The sequence below is a fragment of the Lichenicoccus sp. genome (assembly GCF_965276875.1).
Classification (GTDB): domain Bacteria; phylum Pseudomonadota; class Alphaproteobacteria; order Acetobacterales; family Acetobacteraceae; genus Lichenicoccus.
Map to the genome: position 1 here is coordinate 162,991 of NZ_OZ255701.1, position 20,176 is coordinate 183,166.

Genomic DNA, 20,176 nt, shown 5'->3' on the forward strand with positions numbered 1-20,176 from the left:
CCTGTGGGTCTTACAACCTTATTGAGTGAAACGTCAGAGTCGGGTCGGCAATGCGCAGCGGTCTTTTCTCGATGCTCATGGGCGGCGCGTCGGCGACATTGCGGGCGATCCGACATTCGCAGGCCGTCATCGAGTTCAAGCCGGACGGCACGATCCTCTGGGCCAACCCGAGGTTCCTGTCCGTCATCGGCTATGATCTGGCCGAAATACGCGGTCGCCACCATAGCATGTTCGTGCCGCCCGAGGACCGCGACAGCCCGGCCTATCGGCAGTTCTGGCAGGATCTGAAGTCCGGCGAGGCACGGACAGCGGAGTTCAAACGGTTCGGCAAGGGCGGTCGCGAGATCTGGCTGCAGGCGACCTATACGCCAATCCTCGGACCCACCGGCAAGCCATACAAGATCGTCAAGTTTGCAACCGACGTCAGCCAGGCCAAGCTGCAGAGCGCCGACCGCGCGGGTCAGGTCGCGGCAATCGGCAGGTCGCAGGCCGTCATCGAGTTCGCGCTGGACGGCACGATCCTGAACGCCAACGGCAATTTCCTGACGACCATGGGCTATTCGCTCGACGAGGTCGTCGGCCGCCACCATCGCATGTTCGTCGCACCAGCCGACCAGAACAGCATCGAGTACTCCCGGTTCTGGGACGATCTGCGCGCCGGCACATTCAAGACCGCCGAGTTCAAGCGGTTCGGCAAGAACGGTCGCGAGGTCTGGCTCCGGGCAAGCTACAACCCGATCCTCGACATGAGCGGCAGGCCTTTCAAGATCGTGAAATTCGCCAGCGACGTGACCGCAACGAAACTGCATCATGCGGATCACGCAGGCCAGATCGCAGCGATCGGGAAGTCGCTCGCCATCATCGAATTTCACCTCGATGCTACCATCATCACCGCCAACGACAATTTCCTCGCCGCCAGCGGTTACTCGCTTTCGGAACTGCAGGGCCAGCATCACCGCATGCTGGTCGATGCCGTCACACGCGCAAGCCCAGCCTATGCGCGCTTCTGGGACGAGCTGGGCCACGGCACCTTCCATCAGGCCGAATACCGGCGCGTTCGCAAGGACGGGAAGCCGATCTGGTTGCAGGCGAGCTATAATCCGATCCTTGACATGGACGGCAGGCCGTTCAAGATCGTCAAGTTCGCCACCGACATCACCGACGAGGTCGAGCAGCGCGCCAAGTTCGCGCTGCTGTCCCTGGTCGCGGACGGCACCGACAGCAGCGTGGTGATCACCGGACCGGACGGTGTGATCGAATATGTCAATGACGGCTTCTGCCGTCTCGCCGAATACACTGCGGCCGAGGCGATCGGCCAGCGGCCCGGCAAGCTGCTACAGGGCGCGCATACCGATCAGACGACAATCGCCACAATTCGCGACCATATTGCGCGGCAGGAGCCACTCGACGCCGAGATCCTCAATTACAGCAAATCCGGCAAGCCTTACTGGATCTCGCTGGTGATCAATCCGGTCCACGACGGGAATGGCGTGCTGCAACGCTTCATTTCGGTGCAGACGAACATCACCCGAACCAAGTTGATGGCCCTCGGATCAGTCTCGCGCATGGCCGCGATTGAGCGCTCGAATGCGGTAATGGAATGGAACGAGGAGCGACACTTGACGCGCCTAAACGACGTCGCCACGCGGCTCCTGGGAGTCGGTGATCTTGCCGAGGCGGCACGGCTTCCCGCGACCAGCTACGATCGTCTGTTCACCGAGGCAGACCGGCAGAAGCTGCTGGCCGGCGAGTCATGGACCCGGATGCTCGAGATGTCCCGCGCGGATGGGCAAGCCGTCTATCTGTCAGCCTCAATTCAGCCACTGCCCAGCGTAGACGGCAAACTGCGACGCACCGTCGTCTATGCCGTCGACGAGACCGCACGTCGGCAGGCGACGCGCGAGAGCGAGCATGTGATGAAAACCGTACTGGAACGCATCAGCGGCATTGCCAAGACGATCTCCGGCGTCTCGGGTCAGACCAATCTGCTGGCCCTCAACGCCACGATCGAGGCGGCTCGCGCCGGAGAAGCCGGCCGCGGCTTCGCGGTCGTCGCCTCCGAGGTCAAGGCGCTCGCCGAGCGGTCGTCCGGATCCACCATGGAGATCGAGACACTCGTCACCGATACGCAGGGACGGATCGCGCAACTGATCGCCGCGGGCTGACCTCGCGGCTGGTGGATGGCAATGCGCCGGGTGATCGGCGGAGCTGGGCGCCAAAAGAGCGGTCTCGATGCCGACGCATCAGGGTAGGAGCCTCGGCAAGGCGATCGTCGGTTGGATTGTCGACTATCTGAAGGCGGAAGCACCTGTCGGCGCGCACGTCAGCCTATTTGCTGACGGCGCAGTCGACCACCTCTATACGCAGTTCGGCTTCGCGCTGACTGCGCCCGCCTCTGTCGGAATGGCGTTCTCGATCCGGTAAGATCAACTCGGTCCGCTCGCCAGCCCTCTTCAGGGCTCAAACCGGCCTTGGACCGAAACTCAGGGTTTCGGTGCCTTGCGGGCCTCGGCCATGCCCTCGTGATCGGGGGTCGTGCCGGCTTCGTTGTCGGTGCCGAGCATCGAGGCGCCGGGGTCGAACGGCTCGGTCTTGCGATCACTCTTGGCGTCGGTGATGCGGCGCTTGATCTGCGCACCCTCCGCCCCGCGCGGCGTCATTCCGTTTTCGTCGTGTCCGGCCATCAGGAACTCCTCTTCGCCGGTCAACATGGGGCGGCGTCGCCCAAGCAAAAGGGCTGGGCTCATCCCAGTCGCGTGCGGAAGCGGACCTCCGGCGTGCCCACGGTCACGCGGGTACGCCCTCGCGGGACGGAACATGATGCGCTGAACGCATATGCGCCTCGACGAAGGCGTTCCTTCGGTGGTCGGTCATGGCTGGCCCGGGTGGCTGTGGCGATGATGCTGATCGGGATAGTGCGCATGACGGTGCCGGATCGCGGCATGGCGGTGGACATGGCTATGCGGCTCATCGGGTGAGAGGCCCGGCGGGTGCTCATGCTGGTGATGGCTGTCGTGGCGGTGGCGATGGGCGTGGGTGAGAGCGTCATGCGTGTGGTCGTGCTCGTGGCGTTCAGCGACATGCAGCCATACGCCGAGCGCCATCAGAACGCCTGCGACAAGCAGGGGTGTGGAGAGGCTCGCCTGACCAGCGGCCAGCGCGAGCACCCCGCCGGCGAACGGAGCGAGGCAGAAATACGCACTTGTGCGTGCGGTGCCGAGATGGCGCAGGGCCACGACGAACAGCGCGAGACTCAGCCCGTAGCCGACAAAGCCGATCGCCGCCGCCGCCAGCACCAGGGTGGCGTGGGGCAGGACGGCGCCACGTAGCCCGAACGCCAGTACAAGATTGACCAGGCCGGCGACCAGCCCCTTGAGCATGGCGATCTGCATCGGGTCGGACCCGGACAGCTTTTGCGTCAGGTTGTTGTCGATGCCCCAGGCGAGACAGGTAGCGGCGATCAGCAGCGTGCCGGGCCGGAGCAGGGCGACCCCGGTCCCGGACCAGGAGAGCACCGCGGCGCCTGCGAGAATCGCGAACGCACCCAGCAGCAACCGTCGATCAACGTTCTCGTGGAAAACCAGCCAGGCGATCGCCATCGTCGCCAAACCTTCGAGATTGAGCAGCAGCGACGCCGAGGCCGCATCGGTGCGTGCCAGGCCCGCCATCAGCAGCACCGGGCCGAGCACGCCGCCGAAGCCGATCACCAGGCCGAGCCAGGGCAGTTCGGCGCGGCGCAGCGGCGCCTCGGTGCCGTTCCGGCGAAACAACCGCAGCAACCACAGCCCGATCCCGGCGCCGAGATAGAGCAGCCCAGCCAGGGTCCAGGGATCCGTGCGGTCGAGCAGCAGCTTGGCCGCCGGGGTCGCGGCACCAAACAGCAGGGCGGCGAGCAGGGCAGGGAGGATGCCGCTCCGGTCCATGTCTAGCCAAGGATCTCGACGACGTCGCCGCGGCGCAGCATACCGCTCATGAGCGGGATCAGGTTGCGTCCGAAGACGACGCCCTCCGGACGCGGGTTGAGCCGCGCCAGGGTTTCGAGCGGCTCGCCGGGGACCGGGATTTCGCCCGAGAGCTGGTCAATGCTGGGGACCACGCAGCGGGTGCAGGGCTTCGGCCCGCGAAACGCGACGCCGCCGATGCGCAAGGCCCGCCAGTCGTTCTCCGCCCAGGCGGCGGCACCGCTCACCACCAGGTTGGGGCGAAAGCGGTCCATGCCGACCGCCTTCGTCAGTGCGTCGTTCAAAGCAGCCAGCGAGACCTCGCTGGTCAGCAGCACGGGAAAGCCGTCGGCAAACGAGACATGCTCGCCCGAATGCCCGTAGGGCGGCTCGATCAACCGGGCATGCGCGTCGTCCAGTGCCACCAGGCGGCACGGCCTGCCGAGTTGCGCCGTCAGCCAAGCGTCAGCGGCAGCGCCCGCGCGCGCGGCGGACAGTCGGCTGCGCCAGATCGAGACATCCGACCGCGGGCCGCCCGCGCTGGGACGCGCAACGTGCAGGGTCGCCTCGCCGTGGCGGAGCGTTAGGCCGTCTGCGTCGATCCGGGCATCGAGCCGGGCCATTGCCGGCAGCCGACGCTGGCTGAGAAAGCGGCCATCCTCGTCGACCAGCATCCAGCGACGGTCGTCCTGCAGGCCGCAAAACTCCATCGCCGCTTCGTCGAGCATGATCCCGCGCAGGCCTTTGACCGGGTAGATGAACAGGCCGCTCAGATGCATCGATGCCTCAGATGTCCAGCTCGATCATCACCGGAACATGATCCGACGGCGCTGGCCAGTCGCGCGCCGCCTTGTGGATGGTCAGCCGGCGCAGTCGGGGCACCAAATCGGGCGTCACCCACACGTGATCAAGGCGCCGACCGCGGTTGGCGACATGCCAGTCGCGGTTCCGATAAGACCACCATGTGTAGAGCTTCTCATGATCCGGCACGAAGTGCCGCATGGCGTCGGTGAAGCCGGTGTGCAGCCAGGCCTGCATCCGCTCGACTTCGGGGGGTGTGTGGCTGACCACCCCGAGCAGTTGCTTGTGGCTCCAGACGTCGTGCTCGAGCGGCGCGATATTGAGATCCCCGACCAGGATGCTGCGGCTCGGCGGGTTGTCCACGAAGTGCCGGGTCGCCTCCTCGACGAAGGCGAGCTTGTGCGCGTATTTCGCGTTCACATCGGGATCGGGGATGTCGCCCCCCGCCGGCACATAGAAATCATGCAGCGTCACCGGCCCGGAGGGCGCCGCGAAAACAACGGCGAGATGCCGGCGGTCGTCTCGGCCACACCAGTCGGGCATGCCGGGGCAGGTCCGCAACGGCAGGCGCGAGAAGATCGCAACACCGTTATAGGATTTCATTCCGCAATACGCGACATGCGGCAGGCTGAGTGCTGCCGCGGCCTGCGCGGGGAACAGCGCGTCGGGGACCTTGGTCTCCTGCAGGCAAACGATATCCGGGGCGAGTTCCGCAACCAACCGCTCAAGGGAGGCCAGCCGCAGGCGCAGCGAATTGATGTTCCAGGTGAGGATGCGCATGCGTGGCCTGTCGGCAAGAGCTTGCGCAACGAGGCGCGGTGGCGTGTCCTGGATGTAGCATGATTGACCCAGACGCTCTCCACCGCTCGATTCTGACGCTCGACAGCCATATCGACATCCCCTGGCCGGGTGGGCCGGATGACGATCCGTTCGCCGATACCGCCAGGCGCCGTGTCGATCTGCCGAAGATGCGCCGCGGTGGCCTCGCGGCGGGCTGCTTCGCCGCCTACGTGCCGCAGGGGCGGCGCGACGCGGCGGGCTTCAAGGACGCGGGCATGCGGGCGTTGGCAATGCTCGATGCGATCGGTGAGATGGGCCAAACCCGCCATGGCATCGAGGCAAGGCTGTGCGTCAACGCCGACGCAATCGAGCAGGCGCATGCCGAAGGCGTCATCGCGATCATCCCGGCGGTGGAGAACGGCCACGCCATCGGCGAGGATCTCGGCCTGCTGGCGGCGTTCCGCGATAAGGGCGCCGCCTACCTGACCCTGACTCATAATGGCCATAACGTGCTCGCGGACGCCGCCATCCCGCGTCGCGACCTCGGCGACGGGGAGACCCTGCATGGCGGCCTGAGTGGGCTCGGGCGCGAGGCGGTGGCGGAGATGAACCGGCTTGGCATGCTGGTCGACGTCTCGCATCTGTCGCGCCAGGCGATGCTGCAGGCCGCAATGCACTCGCGCACGCCCGTGGTGGCGACCCATTCCTGCGTCCGCGCCCTCTGCGAGCACCCGCGCAATCTCGACGACACCCAGCTCGACGCGCTGCGCGATACCGAGGGGTTGATCCAGATCACCGCGATGCCCTCTTTCCTCAAGCCAAAGGCTGGCGTCGACCAGGCCAGCGTCACGGACTTCGTGGATCATCTGGATTATGTCGTCCGGCGGATCGGCGTGGCGCATGTCGGGATCAGTTCGGACTTCGACGGCGGCGGCGCCATCAGCGGTTGGCGCAATGCCGCCGAAAGCCCGGCGATCACCGTGGAGCTGACGCGACGTGGCTACGGGCACACGGAGATAAGCGCCTTCTGGGCAGGCAATTTCCTGCGGCTGCTGCGCCAGGCGGAGCAGTCGCGACAGGTCCCGGCCACCTGACAACGCTTCGAGACGCCGTCGGCGCGCGAACGAAACGCGACCCTGCGCGAACGATAGAGTGAGCAACCGCTCCACTTTTGTCCACCTGCGGGGATTGACTCCCTTTGTTTCCAACGCAATGCGGTTCTGTGTCCGATCCGTGACAGGGTGGCGCAGCCAAAACCAGCGAGATCAAGGACTTACACCGTTTGCCTTAATTTGCGGCAATGTGTTGGAGTCGTGCTTTCCCGCCGCCGGCAGAGATCTGTCTGCACCCCGCCCACAGACTTATCCACAGAAACGGTGGATCATTGCAGCACGTTAGGCAGCCATGTCCGAAGACGCCGGCCTTGTTTTAGACCCGAGCCCGCCTGGTGTTCACGCCATCGAGCAGGCGTTGCAGACCATGCCGCTCTCGCCAGGCGTGTATCGGATGCTCGATGCCAAGGGCGAGGCGCTCTATGTCGGCAAGGCGCGGGCGTTGCGCAAACGGGTGGCGTCCTACACACAGCCAGCGCGGCTGCCGGAGCGGCTGCGTCGGATGGTCTCGGAGACGGTCTCGATGGAGATCGTCACCACCCATACCGAGGCGGAGGCGCTGCTGCTCGAAGCCAACCTGATCAAGCGCCTCAAGCCGCGCTACAATATCACCCTGCGCGACGACAAGAGCTATCCCTGGCTGATGCTCTCCGAGCACCATGCCTTCCCGCAGATCGCCAAGCATCGCGGCAAGCCGGTCAAGGGGGCAACCTTTTGGGGGCCGTTTGCCTCTGCCTGGGCGGTCAATCAGACGGTTACCGCGATGCAGCGTGTGTTCCTGCTGCGCTCCTGCGCCGACACGGTGTTCGCGTCGCGCACCCGGCCGTGCCTGCTGCACCAGATCAAGCGCTGCTCGGCGCCCTGCGTCGGCCGCATCGACGCTGTGTCCTACGCGCGGCTGGTCGATCAGGCGCGCGCCTTTCTCTCGGGCAAGGCCGGCCACGTGCAGCAGGAGCTCGCCGCCGAGATGGAGCAGGCCTCGGTGTCGCTCGCCTTCGAACGCGCCGCCGCCTTGCGCGACCGCATCCGTGGGCTCACCCATGTCCAGGGCAGCGGCGTCATCAATCCGGCCTCGATCGAGGATGCGGACGTGATCGCGCTCTGGCAGGCGGCGGCCCAGGCCTGCGTGCAGGTGTTCTTCATCCGTGGCGGCCGCAACAACGGCAATCGCGCCTTCTTCCCCGCGAACGCCCGCGACGCCGACGCCGCCGACGTGCTCACCGCCTTCATCGCCCAGTTCTACGACGACAAGCCGCCGCCACCTTTGCTGTTGCTGAGCCACGAGGTGCCGGAGGCGGCGCTGATCGCCGAGGCGCTGGCACTCAAGGCGAACCGCCGGGTCGAGCTCGCGGTGCCACAGCGCGGCGAGAAGCGTGGCGTCATCGAGCATGCGATTACCAACGCCCGCGAGGCGCTCGAACGGCGACTGGCAGAGGGGGCGGGCCAAGCCAAGCTGCTGGCCGGGGTGGCGGAGCTGTTCGGACTGCCGGCGTCGCCGGAGCGGATCGAGACCTACGACAACAGCCATATCATGGGCACCAATGCCTATGGCGTCATGGTCGTCGCCGGACCGGAGGGCTTCACGCGCAACGCCTATCGAAAGTATGCGATCCGCGGGCCGGTGGCGCCGGGAGATGATTTCGCGATGATGCGCGAGGTGCTGCAGCGTCGCTTCGGCCGCGCCCTCAAGGAAGGTCGCCCTGACATGGGTCGGGCCGATTGGCCGGACATGCTGCTCATCGATGGCGGCGCGGGGCAGTATTCCGCGGTGCGCACGGTGCTCGACGATCTCGGCGTCACCGACGTCAAGCTGGTGGCGATCGCCAAGGGCCTGGACCGCGACGCCGGCCGCGAATGGTTCCACACCGGTGAGCGGCCGCCGTTCCAACTGCCGCCGCGCGACGCGGTGCTGTATTTCCTGCAGCGGCTGCGCGACGAGGCGCACCGCTTTGCCATCGCCACCCATCGCGCGGGGCGCTCGAAGGCGATCTCACGCTCCGAACTCGACGAGGTTCCCGGCATCGGCCCAGCTCGTAAACGTGCCCTGCTCAACCATTTCGGCTCGGCCCGCGGGGTGTCCCAGGCCGGCCTCACCGATCTCGAGGCCGCCCCCGGGATCAGCCGCGAGACCGCGCGTGCGGTCTACGGACATTTCCATCCGATGTGAGTCGCCTCGGGTGCGTGTCGCATGCGAGGATACATCTCGATGCTGACCGACCTCCCCAACGTGCTGACCTTGTCCCGGATCGCCGCGATCCCGGTGCTGCTGGCGTTGGTGGTGGCGGACCGGCCGATCACCGATGGCCTTGCCTGCCTGGTGTTCATCGCCGCCGGTGTGACCGACTATCTGGACGGGCATTTCGCGCGCAGCCGCAAGCAGTTCTCCGATCTCGGGCGGATGCTCGACCCGATCGCCGACAAGCTGCTGGTCGGCGCCTCGCTGATGGTGCTCGCCGGGCTGCAGCGGCTGCCGTTCTGGGGCCTGTATCCGGCCATCGTCATCCTGCTGCGCGAGATCCTGGTCAGCGGCCTGCGCGAATATCTGGCGAGCCTGCGGGTCAGCCTGCCGGTGACCCGGCTGGCAAAATGGAAGACCGGCTTTCAGATGGGCGCGATCGGCGTGCTGCTCGCGGGTGCGAGCACCGCCCGCCTCCTGCATCTGGGCTTCCTGCCGGTCGCCGTGATCGGCAGCATTATGCTCTGGGTGGCGGCACTGCTGACGCTGCTCACCGGCTGGGACTACCTCGCGACCGGATTCGCCCATGTCGGCAAGGACGCTCCAGTGCGCCCGAAAGGCGCGCGTTAGTCATTTTGACGGCATACTATCACTTCGCTTGAGCATTCCGTGCCAGGCAGGCACATTCCCGCGCTGGGAGCGGTTATCAAACCGCGAGGGGATGTGGATATGCGGCGCTACGGATGGCGTGGAACACTCATAATGTCGGCGGCGTTGCTTCTCAGCGGTTGCTCAGGTCTCGGTAAGTTCTTCGGCGATACGATTACCTTGCCCGGGATGAACCCCAATTTGCCTTATGGCGTGAGCGAAACCTCCGAACGGGCGGAAGGCCGGGCGCCCGCGGAATCGGCGATCCTGCCAGAACCGGGCAACATCTGGCCTGGGCCGCCGCAGCCCTTGCCGACCCTGAGCGATGTCTCCCGCACGCAGGGCAACGGGCTCGGGTCGATGCCCGGCTATGGCGGGTCGTCCCTGCATGACGGCGGCAGCATGAGCATGGGCGAGAGCGACATGATCGCGCATGGTGCGCCTCCTGGCGGTAACGTGGGCGGTAACGCGGGCGGTAACACGGGCGGTAACACGGGCAGCAGCACGGGCGGCGACGCCGACGGCTTCTCCGGCAGCGGCGGCCCGCTGGACACTTCGGTGCCGGACGCCGCGGCTGGGTTGCGTTTGAAGAATGCGCCCGGCGAGACCAAGCCGATCATCATCCCCAATGGCGACGGCACCTCGACCGTGATCGAGCCGAACGGCACGGTAAAGACCGTCAAGACCCCGCCTAAATAGAGAGGTGACGGCGACTTTGCGTGTCCTCTACTTCGCCTGGCTGAAGGACCGCCTCGGCTGCGCCGAGGAGACCGTGGCACTGCCGGCGGCAGTCGGGAATGTCGGTGCCCTGCTGGACTGGATGCGCGCCCGTAGTCCGCGGCACCAGGAGGCGTTCGCCGAGGGCAGTCGGATCCGTGCCGCGGTCAACCAGGAGTTCGCGACCGATGCGACGCGTATCGCGCCGGGCGACGAGATCGCCTTCTTCCCGCCGGTGACCGGCGGATGACGATCCGGATTGCCGTCGGCGAGGCGCCGTTCGATGTCGGCGCGGAGATGGCGGCAATCCAGCAGCCTGGTGTCGGCGGCATCGGCTGCTTCGTCGGCGTGGTGCGCGGTCGCGTGGCGCATGGCGGTTCTGGTCTGCTTGCCTTGCGGCTGGAGCACTACCCGGCGATGACCGAGCGCGCGATCGAGCGGATCGCACACTCCGCGGTGGCACGCTTCGGCCTGCTCGGCTGCACGGTCATCCACCGTACCGGCACCCTTGTTGTGGGTGCGCCGATCGTGCTGGTGCTGAGTGCGGCCGCCCACCGCCAGGCGGCGCTGGATGGGACTGAATTTTTGATCGATTGGCTGAAGACGCAGGCGCCGTTCTGGAAATGCGAGATGTTCGAGGACGGCACCAAGGCCTGGGTCGAGGCACGCGCCGACGACGAGGCGGCGGTCGCCCGCTGGTCGTGAGCCGCCATGACGCCGTGTTCGCGGAGGCGTTGCAGACAATGGCGGCGCGTGCCGGACGTCGTCGTCTGCACGCCGCGATACCGGCCGAACCCGGCTGGGTGATGCGCGACGGCGCGTGTCTGCTGAACGTGTCGGCCAACGACTATCTCGGGCTCAGCCGGCATCCCGCGCTGAGTGTCCGCAGTGCCGAATGGGGGGCGCTTCATGGAACCGGCGCCGGGGCGTCCCGCCTGGTCAGCGGCACCTCTGAGCTGCATCTGGCGGTCGAGGCGCGGGTTGCGCGCTTCAAGGGCAGCGAGGCGGCCTTGCTGTTCGCCTCCGGCTGGCAAGCCAACGCCTCGGTGTTGCCGGCCTTGATCAAGGCGCTTAGCGGTCCGGCACCGCCGTTGGTGTTCACCGACCGGCTCAACCATGCCAGCCTGCATCACGGCTGCAATGCCGCATCAATACGACAGATACGGTTTCAGCATAACGATCTCGGGCACCTGCAAGCACTGCTCGACGAACGTGCAGGCGAGCCCGGCGCGCGCTGCATCGTCACCGAGAGCGTGTTCAGCATGGATGGGGACCGCGCCGATCTCGCCGCCCTGGTTGCGATCGCACGCGCGTCTGACGCCTTTCTCTACGTCGACGAGGCGCATGCAACCGGCGTGCTCGGGCCTCAGGGGCGGGGACTTGCCTACGGTGTCGAGGGCGTTGACTTGGTGATGGGCACCTTCAGCAAGGCGCTGGGCAGCTTTGGCGCCTATGTGGCCGGCTCGCGGCTGCTTTGCGACTACCTGCTCAACGCCTGCTCCGGCTTCGTGCATACGACTGCGCTGCCGCCGCCGGTGCTCGGCGCGATCGACGCGGCCCTGGACCTGGTGCCGGTGATGGACGCGGAGCGCGCGCATCTCGCAACCCAAGCGGCGCGCCTGCGCGCGGCCCTGCAACAGCTCGGCATCGATACCGCGAACTCCTCGACCCAGATCGTGCCGGCGCTGCTCGGCACAGCCGAGCGGACGCTCGCGGCCAGTGCGGCGCTGGCCCGGCACGGCGTGCTTGGTGTCGCAATCCGCCCGCCTACGGTGCCCACGGGCGCCAGCCGGATCCGCTTTGCGCTGAGCAGCGTGCATCAGGAAGCCGCGATCGATCGGCTGATCGCGCTGCTGCCGGAATGTCTGGCCTGACCGCCGACCGCGCCGCACTTCGGCGTGGCGTGTTCGTGACCGGCACCGATACCAATGTCGGCAAGACCCTGGTTGCGGCCTGTCTCGTCCGCGCCTGGCAGGCTGTCTATTGGAAGCCGCTGCAGACCGGTCTCGCCGAGCAGGCGGGCGATAGCGAGACGGTCATGCGTCTGGCCGGGATCGGCGCCGAGCGTGTCGTGCCGCCGCACACCGCCCTGCAGGCGCCGCTCTCACCGTACGCCGCGGCCGCTCTTGAAAATGCCGTCATCGACCTCGCGTGCTTGCGTCTGCCGTCCGTCAACGCCCGCCCGCTGGTCGTCGAAGGCGCCGGCGGTCTGCTGGTGCCGGTCAACGAGACGGCGATGATGATCGATCTGATCGGCCAACTCGGCCTGCCGGTGGTGCTGGTCGCGCGCGGCACGCTGGGCACCATCAACCACACACTGCTCAGCCTGGAGGCGCTGCGCAACAGGGGTCTGGCGGTCGCGGGCGTGGTGATCAGCGGGCCGGTTCTGACCGGCAACAGAGAGACCATCGTGCATCACGGCGATGTCAGGATCCTCGCCGAGCTGCCCTGGGCCGAACGCCTCGACGCCGCAAGCGTGATGCGTCTCGCGCGGCTGATCCCGCCGCTCGCCGACATCATCGGCGCGGACCGGGTTCAGTAGGTTCGCAGCAGCCCCACCAGGCGCCCCTGGACACGCACCCGGTCGAGCGGGACGATCCGCGTTTCGTAGCGTGCGTTGGCCGGCTCCAGCGCAATTGCATTGCCGCGTCGACGCAGACGCTTGAGCGTCACCTCAGTATCGTCGATTAGGGCGACGATGATCTGGCCGTTCTCGGCGGTTTCCTCCCTGCGGATAATGACCGTATCGCCATCGAGGATGCCGGCCTCGATCATCGAGTCGCCGGCCACCTCGAGTGCGTAGTGCTCGCCAGTGCCCAGCATCGCCAGTGGCACCTGGATGTGATTGCCGGTGTCACGCAGCGCCTCGATCGGCAGTCCCGCAGCGATACGTCCGTAGAGCGGCAACTGCACCGCCGCAGCGTCGGCCGCTGCCCGCACGCCCTGCAGCCGTTGGCTGAAATCGCCCTTGATGACGTTGGGGGCGAACAGCGACGCACCCTCTACGGTGGGCACGGTGATCTCGCCGGCATTTTGCCCGAGCAGGCCATGCGGGGGCAGGCCATGCTCGGGCAGCTTCAGCACTTCGAGCGCGCGGGCACGATGGTGCCGACGGCTGAGGAAGCCGCGCTCCTCGAGTGCCGAGATCAGCCGGTGGATGCCGGACTTCGAGCGCAGGCTGAGGGCGTCCTTCATCTCGTCAAAGCTGGGCGAGAAGCCGGTCTCCTTCAGGTGCCGGTCGATGAAGCTCAGCAACTCATGCTGCTTGCGCGTGAGCATGGCAACCCCCTGGAAAGCAGACCACAGCCTGTTCGGATCGCTCGGAACAAACGGTAAACACAAAGGATGTGCTATAGTAGTTCACGCGCCGACGTCAAGCGCCCCAGGCAACGATCCTGGACGTTTATGTCCCGGTCCTTTAAATTACAGTCCGAAACGATCAAGGCGGATGATCTCGACCCGCGCCCCCTCCGGCAATGCCGGTGCATGCGGCGGCCTGAGGATCAACGCCTCGGAGTCGGCGAGCCGTCGCAGCATGCCGGAATCCTGGCGGTCGAAGGCGCGGACCACATAGCCGCCCGCTGTATCGCGGGTGAGCGAGGCGCGAAGATGGTCAGCGCGCTGATCGTTGCCGCCAACCGGTGCGGCGAGCACCGCGCTGTCACGCTCCAGGATCTCCGCCCGGTCGCCGGTCATGCGGGCGATCGCCGGCAGCAGGAACTGCAACGCGCAGACCAGGGCCGAGACAGGATTGCCGGGGAGACCGAGCACCGGGGTGTCGCGTTGCAGCCGCCCGTGCATCAGCGGCTTACCCGGACGCATGGCAATCTTCCAGAAATCCACGGCAAGGCCGTGTTCGGCGAGTGCGGCTTGGACGAGGTCATGGTCGCCGACGCTGGCGCCGCCGATGGTCACCAGCATATCGCAGCGCAGCCCGTCGATGCTGCCGGCGATGGCGGCGATGTTGTCGGCGACGGGCGGCAGCACCAGCGCCTCGCCGCCGGCGGCACGGATCACGGCCGCGAGCATCGGTGTGTTGGAGTTGGCGATGCCGCCCGGCGGGATTGGCTCACCGGGGAAGGCCACCTCGTCGCCGGTGGCGAGCAGGGCGACGATCGGGCGCCGGTGACAGGCGACCCAGGCATGGTTGGCCGCGGCGACGACGCCGATATCGCGCGCCCCGAGACGTCGTCCGGCCGGCAGTACGATATCGGCGCGGGCAAAATCCTGGCCGGCACGACGGATGTGGCGACCCGCGGCGACCGCCTCGTGTACTGTCAGGCGATCGCCGTCGCGGCTGGCATTCTCCTGGATCAGCACAGCGTCGCTGCCTGCCGGCATGACGCTGCCGGTAAAGACGCGCACGCTTTCGCCGGTGCTCATCGCGCCTGTGAACGGATGCCCGGCCGGTGCGGCGCCGATGATCGCAAGCCGAGCGCCTGGGCCGGTGTCGCAGGCGCGCACCGCGTAGCCGTCCATCGCCGAGATGTCGGCGGGCGGATTGGACAGCCGGGCTGCGACCGGCCGCGCGGTGACCCGGCCCCAGGCAAAGTCGAGGGCGACGAATTCGGCCGAGAGCGGCGTCAGCGGCTCGAGAATGCGCGCCCGCGCATCCTCCACGCTCAGCATGTCAGGGCAGCCCATCGCGGGATTCGCTTGACGCCAGGGGGCGCGATGCGCATTTTGCCGCGCCCCGCAGTGTGCCCGAGGATTGTCATGGCCAAGTCGAACACCATCCAGATCAAGCTCGTGTCCACCGCGGACACCGGCTATTTTTACGTCACGAAGAAGAATGCCCGCGCGCAGACCGGCAAGATGGAGCTACGCAAATACGATCCCGTGGCGCGCAAGCACGTCGCCTTCAAGGAAGCCAAGATCAAATAGTCCGGCTGGTTAGTAAAGCTTGTCGCGCGGGCCATAGGGCACGACGATGTCCCGCGGATCGGCGAGATTGAGCATCGCGCGCGCGCGCGCATTCAGCGTATCGAGATCAAGGCCGCGGTCGCGCAGTCCTGATACCCGCTGCGACCAGGATCCCTGCTCTGTAAGTGCTGCCTGCTGATCGGTCTGGGCCTGTTTGAGCAGGGACAACTGTTCCGTGTAAGTCCGGCGACCATGCGGCCCCTGATCGGTGTTCCAGGCGAAATAGGCAACCAGGGAGAGAAAGAACGCCGGCGGCAAGGCGGCCTTGACCCGACGCTTCACGGCACGACCGAAGTCCATCGCCACCTCCCGGCACCCGCTCTCTTCTCCGTGAGCAAGCGTTGCAGCGCAAGTGATTTTTCTGCGCGGGCGACATGAATCAGAGACATTCCCGGCTACGACCCCCGGAGGCGACCTGCGTAGGATGCAACAGGATCACACGCCTTGCTGTGTGCTGGTCGGACCATCCATGACGACATGTCCTGTGAAGCGCCCGGCGCCGTGACATCAACCCGCTGATTCGGGTATCACAATTTGGCGCTTGGTATGTCACAGGGACGTGCTCCGATGACTTACGGAACGGCCGGCCTGATCCTCCTGAGTGTCGGCGTGGTTGCGGCCTTGTTGACCCGCATCATTCACCGGGCTTTCGGTGTCGAGTTTCGCCGTCATCACCACGAGGTAGGCTCAACCGTCTTTCTTCAGATCGGCGTTGTCTTTGCCGTTCTCCTGGCCTTCGTCTTCAGCGAGGTCCTGGACGAGTATAAGACAGCGGGAGAAGCGATCGATCTGGAGGTCGGCGCCCTGCATGGTGCAGCCATCCTGATGGCCACACTGCCGCCCGCGCCAGCCAAGGCGCTCCTGCAAAAAGAGCGGGATTACCTCAAATCCGTGATCTACCAGGAGTGGCCGGTCATGGCGCGGCGGCGTGGCGAGAACGCCGAGACCGATCGCAAGCTGGACATTCTGATTGCCGCCGTCGCCAACCTCAAGCAGCTAAGCCCTACTCCCCTGAGGAAAGGGGAGATCCTGTCGCTTCTGGCGCAGGCGCACCAGCAGCGCGAGACACGCATCTTCCAGGCCAGCAACGGTATCCCGGTGGCGTTATAGTGCGTGCTGATCGGCTTCACCATCATCCTGATGCTGTTCGTGGCGTTTTCGGGACTTGAATACAAGGGCACGCCGGCTGTGATCTCCGTCTGCTTCGCTATCAGCATCGTCAGCATTCTGGTTGTCGGTAGACTTCTCGATTACCCGTTCGAAGGTGCGCTGGCTTTGCGTCCGTCAGACTTCATCGATCTTTTCGGAAAACTGGCGAGTCCGATCAATCTATAATGTGCCGGTTCAGAAGTTTGCTTATTCTATCAGCATTCTTGTCAACCTAGTTCGCAACCGCGGCCGCCGCCTTCGTCTTCAGATCCGGATAGATGTTGGTCAGCGCAATCAGGACACCATTGGTCCAGCCGAACCCGATCTGCGTTGCATATTCGCCGCCGCCGCCTGCGTCGCCTCCCGTCGTGGTCACGTTGTATTTCTCGACGAGCTTGGCTGACTGCTGATAGCCGGCGATGTTCTTGGCGACCCAACGCTGTGCGATGGTTTTCGCCAAGGCGGCCATTCCATAATGGCGCAAGCCTTGCACCGCGATCCATTGCAGCGGCGCCCATCCGTTCGGCCGGTCCCACTGCTGGCCGCTCTGGACCAGAGTGGTCTCAAGGCCTCCCACATCAAGCAGCTTATCCTGGATCGCCCGCCCCACGATCAGCGCCTTGTCGGGCGAGGCAATGCCGATGAACAGCGGATAGAGCGAGGCCGCGGTCAGCTCACCCGTTGTCCTGCCCTGGCGCCATAGATAGTCGGTATATGCGCCGGCTTTGGTGTCGAACATCAATCTGTCGATCGCGCCGGTACGGGTGATCGCGCGTTTCAGGAAGGAGGCTGCCTGCGCCAGGTCGCCTTTGACCGCATAGGCGTACCCGATCGAGAGCTCCAGATGGGCCATCAGGCTGTTGAGATCCGGGGGCAGGATGTCGAGCGTCCGGTCACTCTGCAGAGTCTTGCCGTCGGCCAGCCAGCGCGAGCTGAAATCCCAGCCGGACTCCGCGGTTGCCCTCAGGTTCCGATACACCACGGGTGCCGGCCGCGTGGCCGTCGAGGCGGTGATGACATCCTCACGGTAGCTCTCGTCACGAGGAACGTCCCGCGCGTCCCAGTAGCGGTTGAGCACCGTGCCGTCAGCCAGCTTGACTACGTTGCGCCTCGCCGTATTCGGGGTGAGCGTGTTTGCTCCCTGCATCCAATAGTCGTATTCCGCCAGCATTTCCGGCAGGTAGCGCGTATAGGTGGCAATCCCGTCGGTCCGCGCCACCAGTTCGACCATCAGGGAGAAGAACGGCGGCTGCGAGCGGCTGAGATAATAGCTTCGGTCGCCGTTCGGAATATGGCCATACTTGTCGATCTCGAACGCGAAATCCTTGAGCATGTCGCGCGCCAGAACCTGCTGCCCGTCGCCCTCAAGTCCAAGCATCGTAAAATAGGAGTCCCAGTAATACACTTCCCTGAATCGGCCGCCGGGTACTACGTATGGATAAGGCAATGGCAACAAGGTCGAGTAGGCAGGGACTGTCCTGGTCGTCTGGGTCAGCACAGGCCAGAGACTTGAGACATAGGCAAGCAGCGTCGTTCCAGGCGCCGCCGGCTGCACGTTTGGCCCGGCAGGGATAGGACCGGTGAAGTTGGCCGCCACGAACATGGCGAGATTGAAGCCAGGCTGCGTCTGCATTGACTGGAAGGCTGCGACGATGGCCTGAGGAGTGCTCAAGGGCAGCAGATCGGGGAAAGTCTTGCTGTCGGTGAAGACCGGTGCCAGCTCGACGGCGCTGTAGAGCGGCCCGTATTCGATGGAGGGCGGCGTTGGATAATCCGGCCCGACCGTCTGCGCGCGAGCGGCGATCGGAGCTGCTGCCAACGTCGCTGCTACGCAAGCAGCCACCACCCATGGTTGCCGGAAAGGCAGTTGGTCACGGTGCCGCATCAGACGCGTCCTCGATTATTTCTTTGCCTTATCCTTTCCAGGAGATTAACGGATTGTAAAGATCATTGTGTCTCAGCCGCCGCCGCCCACCTAACTGCCGCGTAGGATCGTGCGGCCGGCATAGCGCGCGGCAGCGCCGAGTTCCTGCTCGATGCGGATGAGCTGGTTGTATTTGGCGGTGCGGTCCGAGCGCGACAGCGAGCCGGTCTTGATCTGGCCGCAATTGGTGGCGACCGCGAGATCGGCGATGGTGGCGTCCTCGGTCTCGCCCGAGCGGTGGCTCATCACCGCGCTGTAGCCGGCGCGATGGGCAAGCTCCACCGCCTCGAGCGTCTCCGACAGGGTGCCGATCTGGTTGACCTTGACCAGGATCGAATTGGCGGTGCCGGCTTCGATGCCGCGTCGCAGGCGCTCGGGATTGGTGACGAACAGATCGTCGCCGACAAGCTGCAATCTATCGCCGAGGGTGGCGGTCAGCAGCGACCAGCCTTCCCAGTCGTCCTCGGCGAGACCGTCCTCAATGGAGACGATCGGGTAGCGGGAGGCGAGGTCGGCCAGGTAGGCGACCATGCCGCCGGCGTCGAGCGACTTGCCTTCGCCCTCAAGCTGGTAGCGGCCATCGCGATAGAACTCGGTGGCAGCGCAATCCAGCGCGAAGGTCACATCCTCTCCCGGCGTATAGCCGGCGCGCTCGACCGCCTGGGTGATGAAGTCCAGCGCCTCATCGGCGGACTTCAGACCCGGGGCGAAGCCGCCCTCGTCGCCGACATTGGTGTTGTGGCCAGCCTGCTTGAGGCCCTTCCTGAGCTGGGCGAAGATCTCCGAGCCGATGCGTACGGCGTCGGCAAGGGTAGGTGCACCCACCGGCTGGATCATGAATTCCTGGATGTCGATCGGGTTGTCGGCATGCTGGCCGCCATTGATGATGTTCATCATCGGCACCGGCAGGGTGCGGGCGAAGACGCCGCCGACATAGCGATAGAGCGGCACATGCAGCTCGTTTGCACTGGCCTTCGCGACTGCCAGAGAGACCGCCAGGATCGCGTTGGCGCCGAGGCGCGACTTGTTCGGGGTGCCGTCGAGCTCGATCATGGCGTCGTCGATGGCGATCTGGTCGGACGATTCCGCTCCCTGCAGCGCTTCCAGGATTTCGCTCTCGACGAACTCCACGGCGCGTAGCACGCCCTTGCCGCCATAGCGGGCGGGGTCGGCGTCGCGCAACTCGGCCGCCTCGTGCGCGCCGGTCGAAGCGCCCGAGGGTACGGCACTGCGGCCGGTGGCCCCCGAGGACAGCTCCACGTCGACCTCGACGGTGGGGTTGCCGCGGCTGTCGAGGATTTCCCGGGCGATGATGTTGGTGATGGCGCTCATGGCTGCGCTTCCTGTTGCTGCGAGGTTGGGCTGCTACGATGTCGGCTGGTTGCAGCACCTCATCCCGCTTTCCGCAAGGCCCTGCCTTGGGCCACCGCCGCGCATCCCTGGTGGCGCGCCGGCGTTAACGGGACGAAGTAGCGACGAGGGTATGACAATGCGCGGGCTTCCGATCCTTGCGGCAATCCTGGGCATATTGGGGTTGCTGCCATTTCTGGGCTGCACAATCGGCATTATCGCGTTTCCGCGCCATATTCCCGTGCCGAACCTGGTGCAGGCGATCATCGCCTATGGCGCGGTGATCCTCGCCTTCCTTGGCGGCGTGCATTGGGGATTTGCGCTGGAGGCCGATCCCGCGATTACGGTCCCAAGCCTGGCCGCGACCAATCGCCGACGCCTCACCTTGGGCGTGGTGCCGTCACTGATCGGCTGGGCGGCGCTGCTGGTGCCGCTGGTGGCCTCACCGCTGATCGCCATCGTGCTCCTGATCATGGGCTTTCTAGGTACTACGCTGATCGAGGCCCAGGCCCGTCAGGCGGGAGTCATGCCCGTCGGCTATATGGCGCTGCGCTGGGTGCTGAGTGCCGTGGTGGTGCTATGCCTCCTCATCGTGCTGCTGGCGCGCGCGTTCTGACGCAGTATGCAAGGGAGGTCCGGGCGGAGTAGCCCACCC

The 20,176-nt window shown here is 65.8% G+C and carries 23 protein-coding genes; 14 read left to right on the forward strand and 9 right to left on the reverse strand.

Annotated features, from left to right (window positions below; genetic code table 11):
* Positions 1-50: 50 nt before the first annotated feature.
* Both ACQY4K_RS00835 and ACQY4K_RS00840 read left to right on the forward strand, forming a co-directional pair.
* Complete coding sequence (locus ACQY4K_RS00835; RefSeq protein WP_428392599.1) at positions 51-2,165, forward strand: PAS domain S-box protein; 2,115 nt, start codon at positions 51-53, stop codon at positions 2,163-2,165.
* Positions 2,166-2,232: 67 nt separating this feature from the next.
* Positions 2,233-2,424 carry a hypothetical protein gene (locus tag ACQY4K_RS00840; RefSeq protein WP_428392601.1) on the forward strand — a complete coding sequence of 64 codons (192 nt, stop codon included), beginning with the start codon at positions 2,233-2,235 and terminating at the stop codon, positions 2,422-2,424.
* A gap of 59 nt (positions 2,425-2,483) precedes the next feature.
* On the opposite strand, the gene ACQY4K_RS00845 is transcribed toward ACQY4K_RS00840, so the two are convergent.
* The 4 genes from ACQY4K_RS00845 to ACQY4K_RS00860 form a co-directional block, all read right to left on the reverse strand.
* Positions 2,484-2,711 carry a hypothetical protein gene (locus ACQY4K_RS00845; RefSeq protein WP_428392603.1) on the reverse strand — a complete coding sequence of 76 codons (228 nt, stop codon included), beginning with the start codon at positions 2,709-2,711 and terminating at the stop codon, positions 2,484-2,486.
* A 159-nt stretch (positions 2,712-2,870) separates the two neighbouring features.
* Positions 2,871-3,923 (reverse strand): EamA family transporter, encoded by a 1,053-nt coding sequence (locus ACQY4K_RS00850; protein WP_428392605.1) that lies wholly within the window; start codon positions 3,921-3,923, stop codon positions 2,871-2,873.
* 2 nt (positions 3,924-3,925) lie between these two features.
* On the reverse strand, positions 3,926-4,720 hold the full coding sequence (locus tag ACQY4K_RS00855; protein ID WP_428392607.1) for an MOSC domain-containing protein: 795 nt from the start codon (positions 4,718-4,720) through the stop codon (positions 3,926-3,928).
* 7 nt (positions 4,721-4,727) lie between these two features.
* Positions 4,728-5,522: an exodeoxyribonuclease III gene (locus ACQY4K_RS00860; RefSeq protein WP_428392608.1), complete on the reverse strand. Its 795-nt coding sequence runs from the start codon at positions 5,520-5,522 to the stop codon at positions 4,728-4,730.
* Positions 5,523-5,581: 59 nt separating this feature from the next.
* On the opposite strand from ACQY4K_RS00860, the gene ACQY4K_RS00865 reads away from it, so the two are divergent.
* From ACQY4K_RS00865 to bioD, 8 genes are all read left to right on the forward strand, one after another.
* Positions 5,582-6,616, forward strand: coding sequence for a dipeptidase (locus ACQY4K_RS00865; RefSeq protein ID WP_428392609.1), 1,035 nt, complete (start codon positions 5,582-5,584; stop codon positions 6,614-6,616).
* A 310-nt stretch (positions 6,617-6,926) separates the two neighbouring features.
* A complete protein-coding gene (gene uvrC, locus ACQY4K_RS00870) occupies positions 6,927-8,801 on the forward strand; it encodes an excinuclease ABC subunit UvrC (protein WP_428392611.1) in 1,875 nt (624 codons plus the stop codon).
* A 39-nt stretch (positions 8,802-8,840) separates the two neighbouring features.
* Positions 8,841-9,440 carry a CDP-diacylglycerol--glycerol-3-phosphate 3-phosphatidyltransferase gene (gene pgsA / locus ACQY4K_RS00875; RefSeq protein WP_428392612.1) on the forward strand — a complete coding sequence of 200 codons (600 nt, stop codon included), beginning with the start codon at positions 8,841-8,843 and terminating at the stop codon, positions 9,438-9,440.
* A 132-nt stretch (positions 9,441-9,572) separates the two neighbouring features.
* Positions 9,573-10,157: a hypothetical protein gene (locus ACQY4K_RS00880; protein WP_428392614.1), complete on the forward strand. Its 585-nt coding sequence runs from the start codon at positions 9,573-9,575 to the stop codon at positions 10,155-10,157.
* A gap of 16 nt (positions 10,158-10,173) precedes the next feature.
* Positions 10,174-10,425 carry a molybdopterin converting factor subunit 1 gene (gene moaD / locus ACQY4K_RS00885; RefSeq protein WP_428392616.1) on the forward strand — a complete coding sequence of 84 codons (252 nt, stop codon included), beginning with the start codon at positions 10,174-10,176 and terminating at the stop codon, positions 10,423-10,425.
* On the forward strand, positions 10,422-10,880 hold the full coding sequence (locus ACQY4K_RS00890) for a molybdenum cofactor biosynthesis protein MoaE (protein ID WP_428392618.1): 459 nt from the start codon (positions 10,422-10,424) through the stop codon (positions 10,878-10,880). The genes moaD and ACQY4K_RS00890 overlap by 4 nt, the downstream gene beginning before the upstream one ends.
* On the forward strand, positions 10,877-12,049 hold the full coding sequence (locus ACQY4K_RS00895; RefSeq protein WP_428392620.1) for an aminotransferase class I/II-fold pyridoxal phosphate-dependent enzyme: 1,173 nt from the start codon (positions 10,877-10,879) through the stop codon (positions 12,047-12,049). Before ACQY4K_RS00890 ends, ACQY4K_RS00895 begins: the two co-directional genes overlap by 4 nt.
* Positions 12,037-12,717: a dethiobiotin synthase gene (bioD, locus tag ACQY4K_RS00900; RefSeq protein ID WP_428392622.1), complete on the forward strand. Its 681-nt coding sequence runs from the start codon at positions 12,037-12,039 to the stop codon at positions 12,715-12,717. The genes ACQY4K_RS00895 and bioD overlap by 13 nt, the downstream gene beginning before the upstream one ends.
* On the opposite strand, the gene lexA is transcribed toward bioD, so the two are convergent.
* Positions 12,711-13,454: a transcriptional repressor LexA gene (gene lexA / locus ACQY4K_RS00905; RefSeq protein WP_428392624.1), complete on the reverse strand. Its 744-nt coding sequence runs from the start codon at positions 13,452-13,454 to the stop codon at positions 12,711-12,713. The two genes, bioD and lexA, sit on opposite strands and share 7 nt — an antisense overlap.
* Before the next feature lie 144 nt (positions 13,455-13,598).
* Positions 13,599-14,804: a molybdopterin molybdotransferase MoeA gene (locus tag ACQY4K_RS00910; RefSeq protein WP_428392626.1), complete on the reverse strand. Its 1,206-nt coding sequence runs from the start codon at positions 14,802-14,804 to the stop codon at positions 13,599-13,601.
* 87 nt (positions 14,805-14,891) lie between these two features.
* On the opposite strand from ACQY4K_RS00910, the gene rpmG reads away from it, so the two are divergent.
* Positions 14,892-15,059: a 50S ribosomal protein L33 gene (gene rpmG, locus ACQY4K_RS00915; RefSeq protein WP_428392628.1), complete on the forward strand. Its 168-nt coding sequence runs from the start codon at positions 14,892-14,894 to the stop codon at positions 15,057-15,059.
* A gap of 9 nt (positions 15,060-15,068) precedes the next feature.
* On the opposite strand, the gene ACQY4K_RS00920 is transcribed toward rpmG, so the two are convergent.
* Positions 15,069-15,398, reverse strand: coding sequence for an FtsB family cell division protein (locus ACQY4K_RS00920; protein ID WP_428392630.1), 330 nt, complete (start codon positions 15,396-15,398; stop codon positions 15,069-15,071).
* Positions 15,399-15,665: 267 nt separating this feature from the next.
* On the opposite strand from ACQY4K_RS00920, the gene ACQY4K_RS00925 reads away from it, so the two are divergent.
* Complete coding sequence (locus ACQY4K_RS00925) at positions 15,666-16,208, forward strand: hypothetical protein (protein ID WP_428392632.1); 543 nt, start codon at positions 15,666-15,668, stop codon at positions 16,206-16,208.
* Between the two features lie 3 nt (positions 16,209-16,211).
* Positions 16,212-16,433, forward strand: a complete 222-nt coding sequence (locus ACQY4K_RS00930) for a hypothetical protein (protein WP_428392634.1) — start codon at positions 16,212-16,214, stop codon at positions 16,431-16,433.
* Positions 16,434-16,479: 46 nt separating this feature from the next.
* Here the strand turns inward: ACQY4K_RS00930 and treA are convergent, their stop codons facing one another.
* Both treA and eno read right to left on the reverse strand, forming a co-directional pair.
* A complete protein-coding gene (gene treA, locus ACQY4K_RS00935; RefSeq protein WP_428392635.1) occupies positions 16,480-18,132 on the reverse strand; it encodes an alpha,alpha-trehalase TreA in 1,653 nt (550 codons plus the stop codon).
* Positions 18,133-18,222: 90 nt separating this feature from the next.
* A complete protein-coding gene (gene eno, locus ACQY4K_RS00940) occupies positions 18,223-19,503 on the reverse strand; it encodes a phosphopyruvate hydratase (RefSeq protein ID WP_428392637.1) in 1,281 nt (426 codons plus the stop codon).
* 157 nt (positions 19,504-19,660) lie between these two features.
* Between eno and ACQY4K_RS00945 the strand changes: the two genes are divergently transcribed.
* Positions 19,661-20,137, forward strand: coding sequence for a DUF3429 domain-containing protein (locus ACQY4K_RS00945; RefSeq protein ID WP_428392639.1), 477 nt, complete (start codon positions 19,661-19,663; stop codon positions 20,135-20,137).
* The last annotated feature ends 39 nt before the right edge of the window (positions 20,138-20,176 follow it).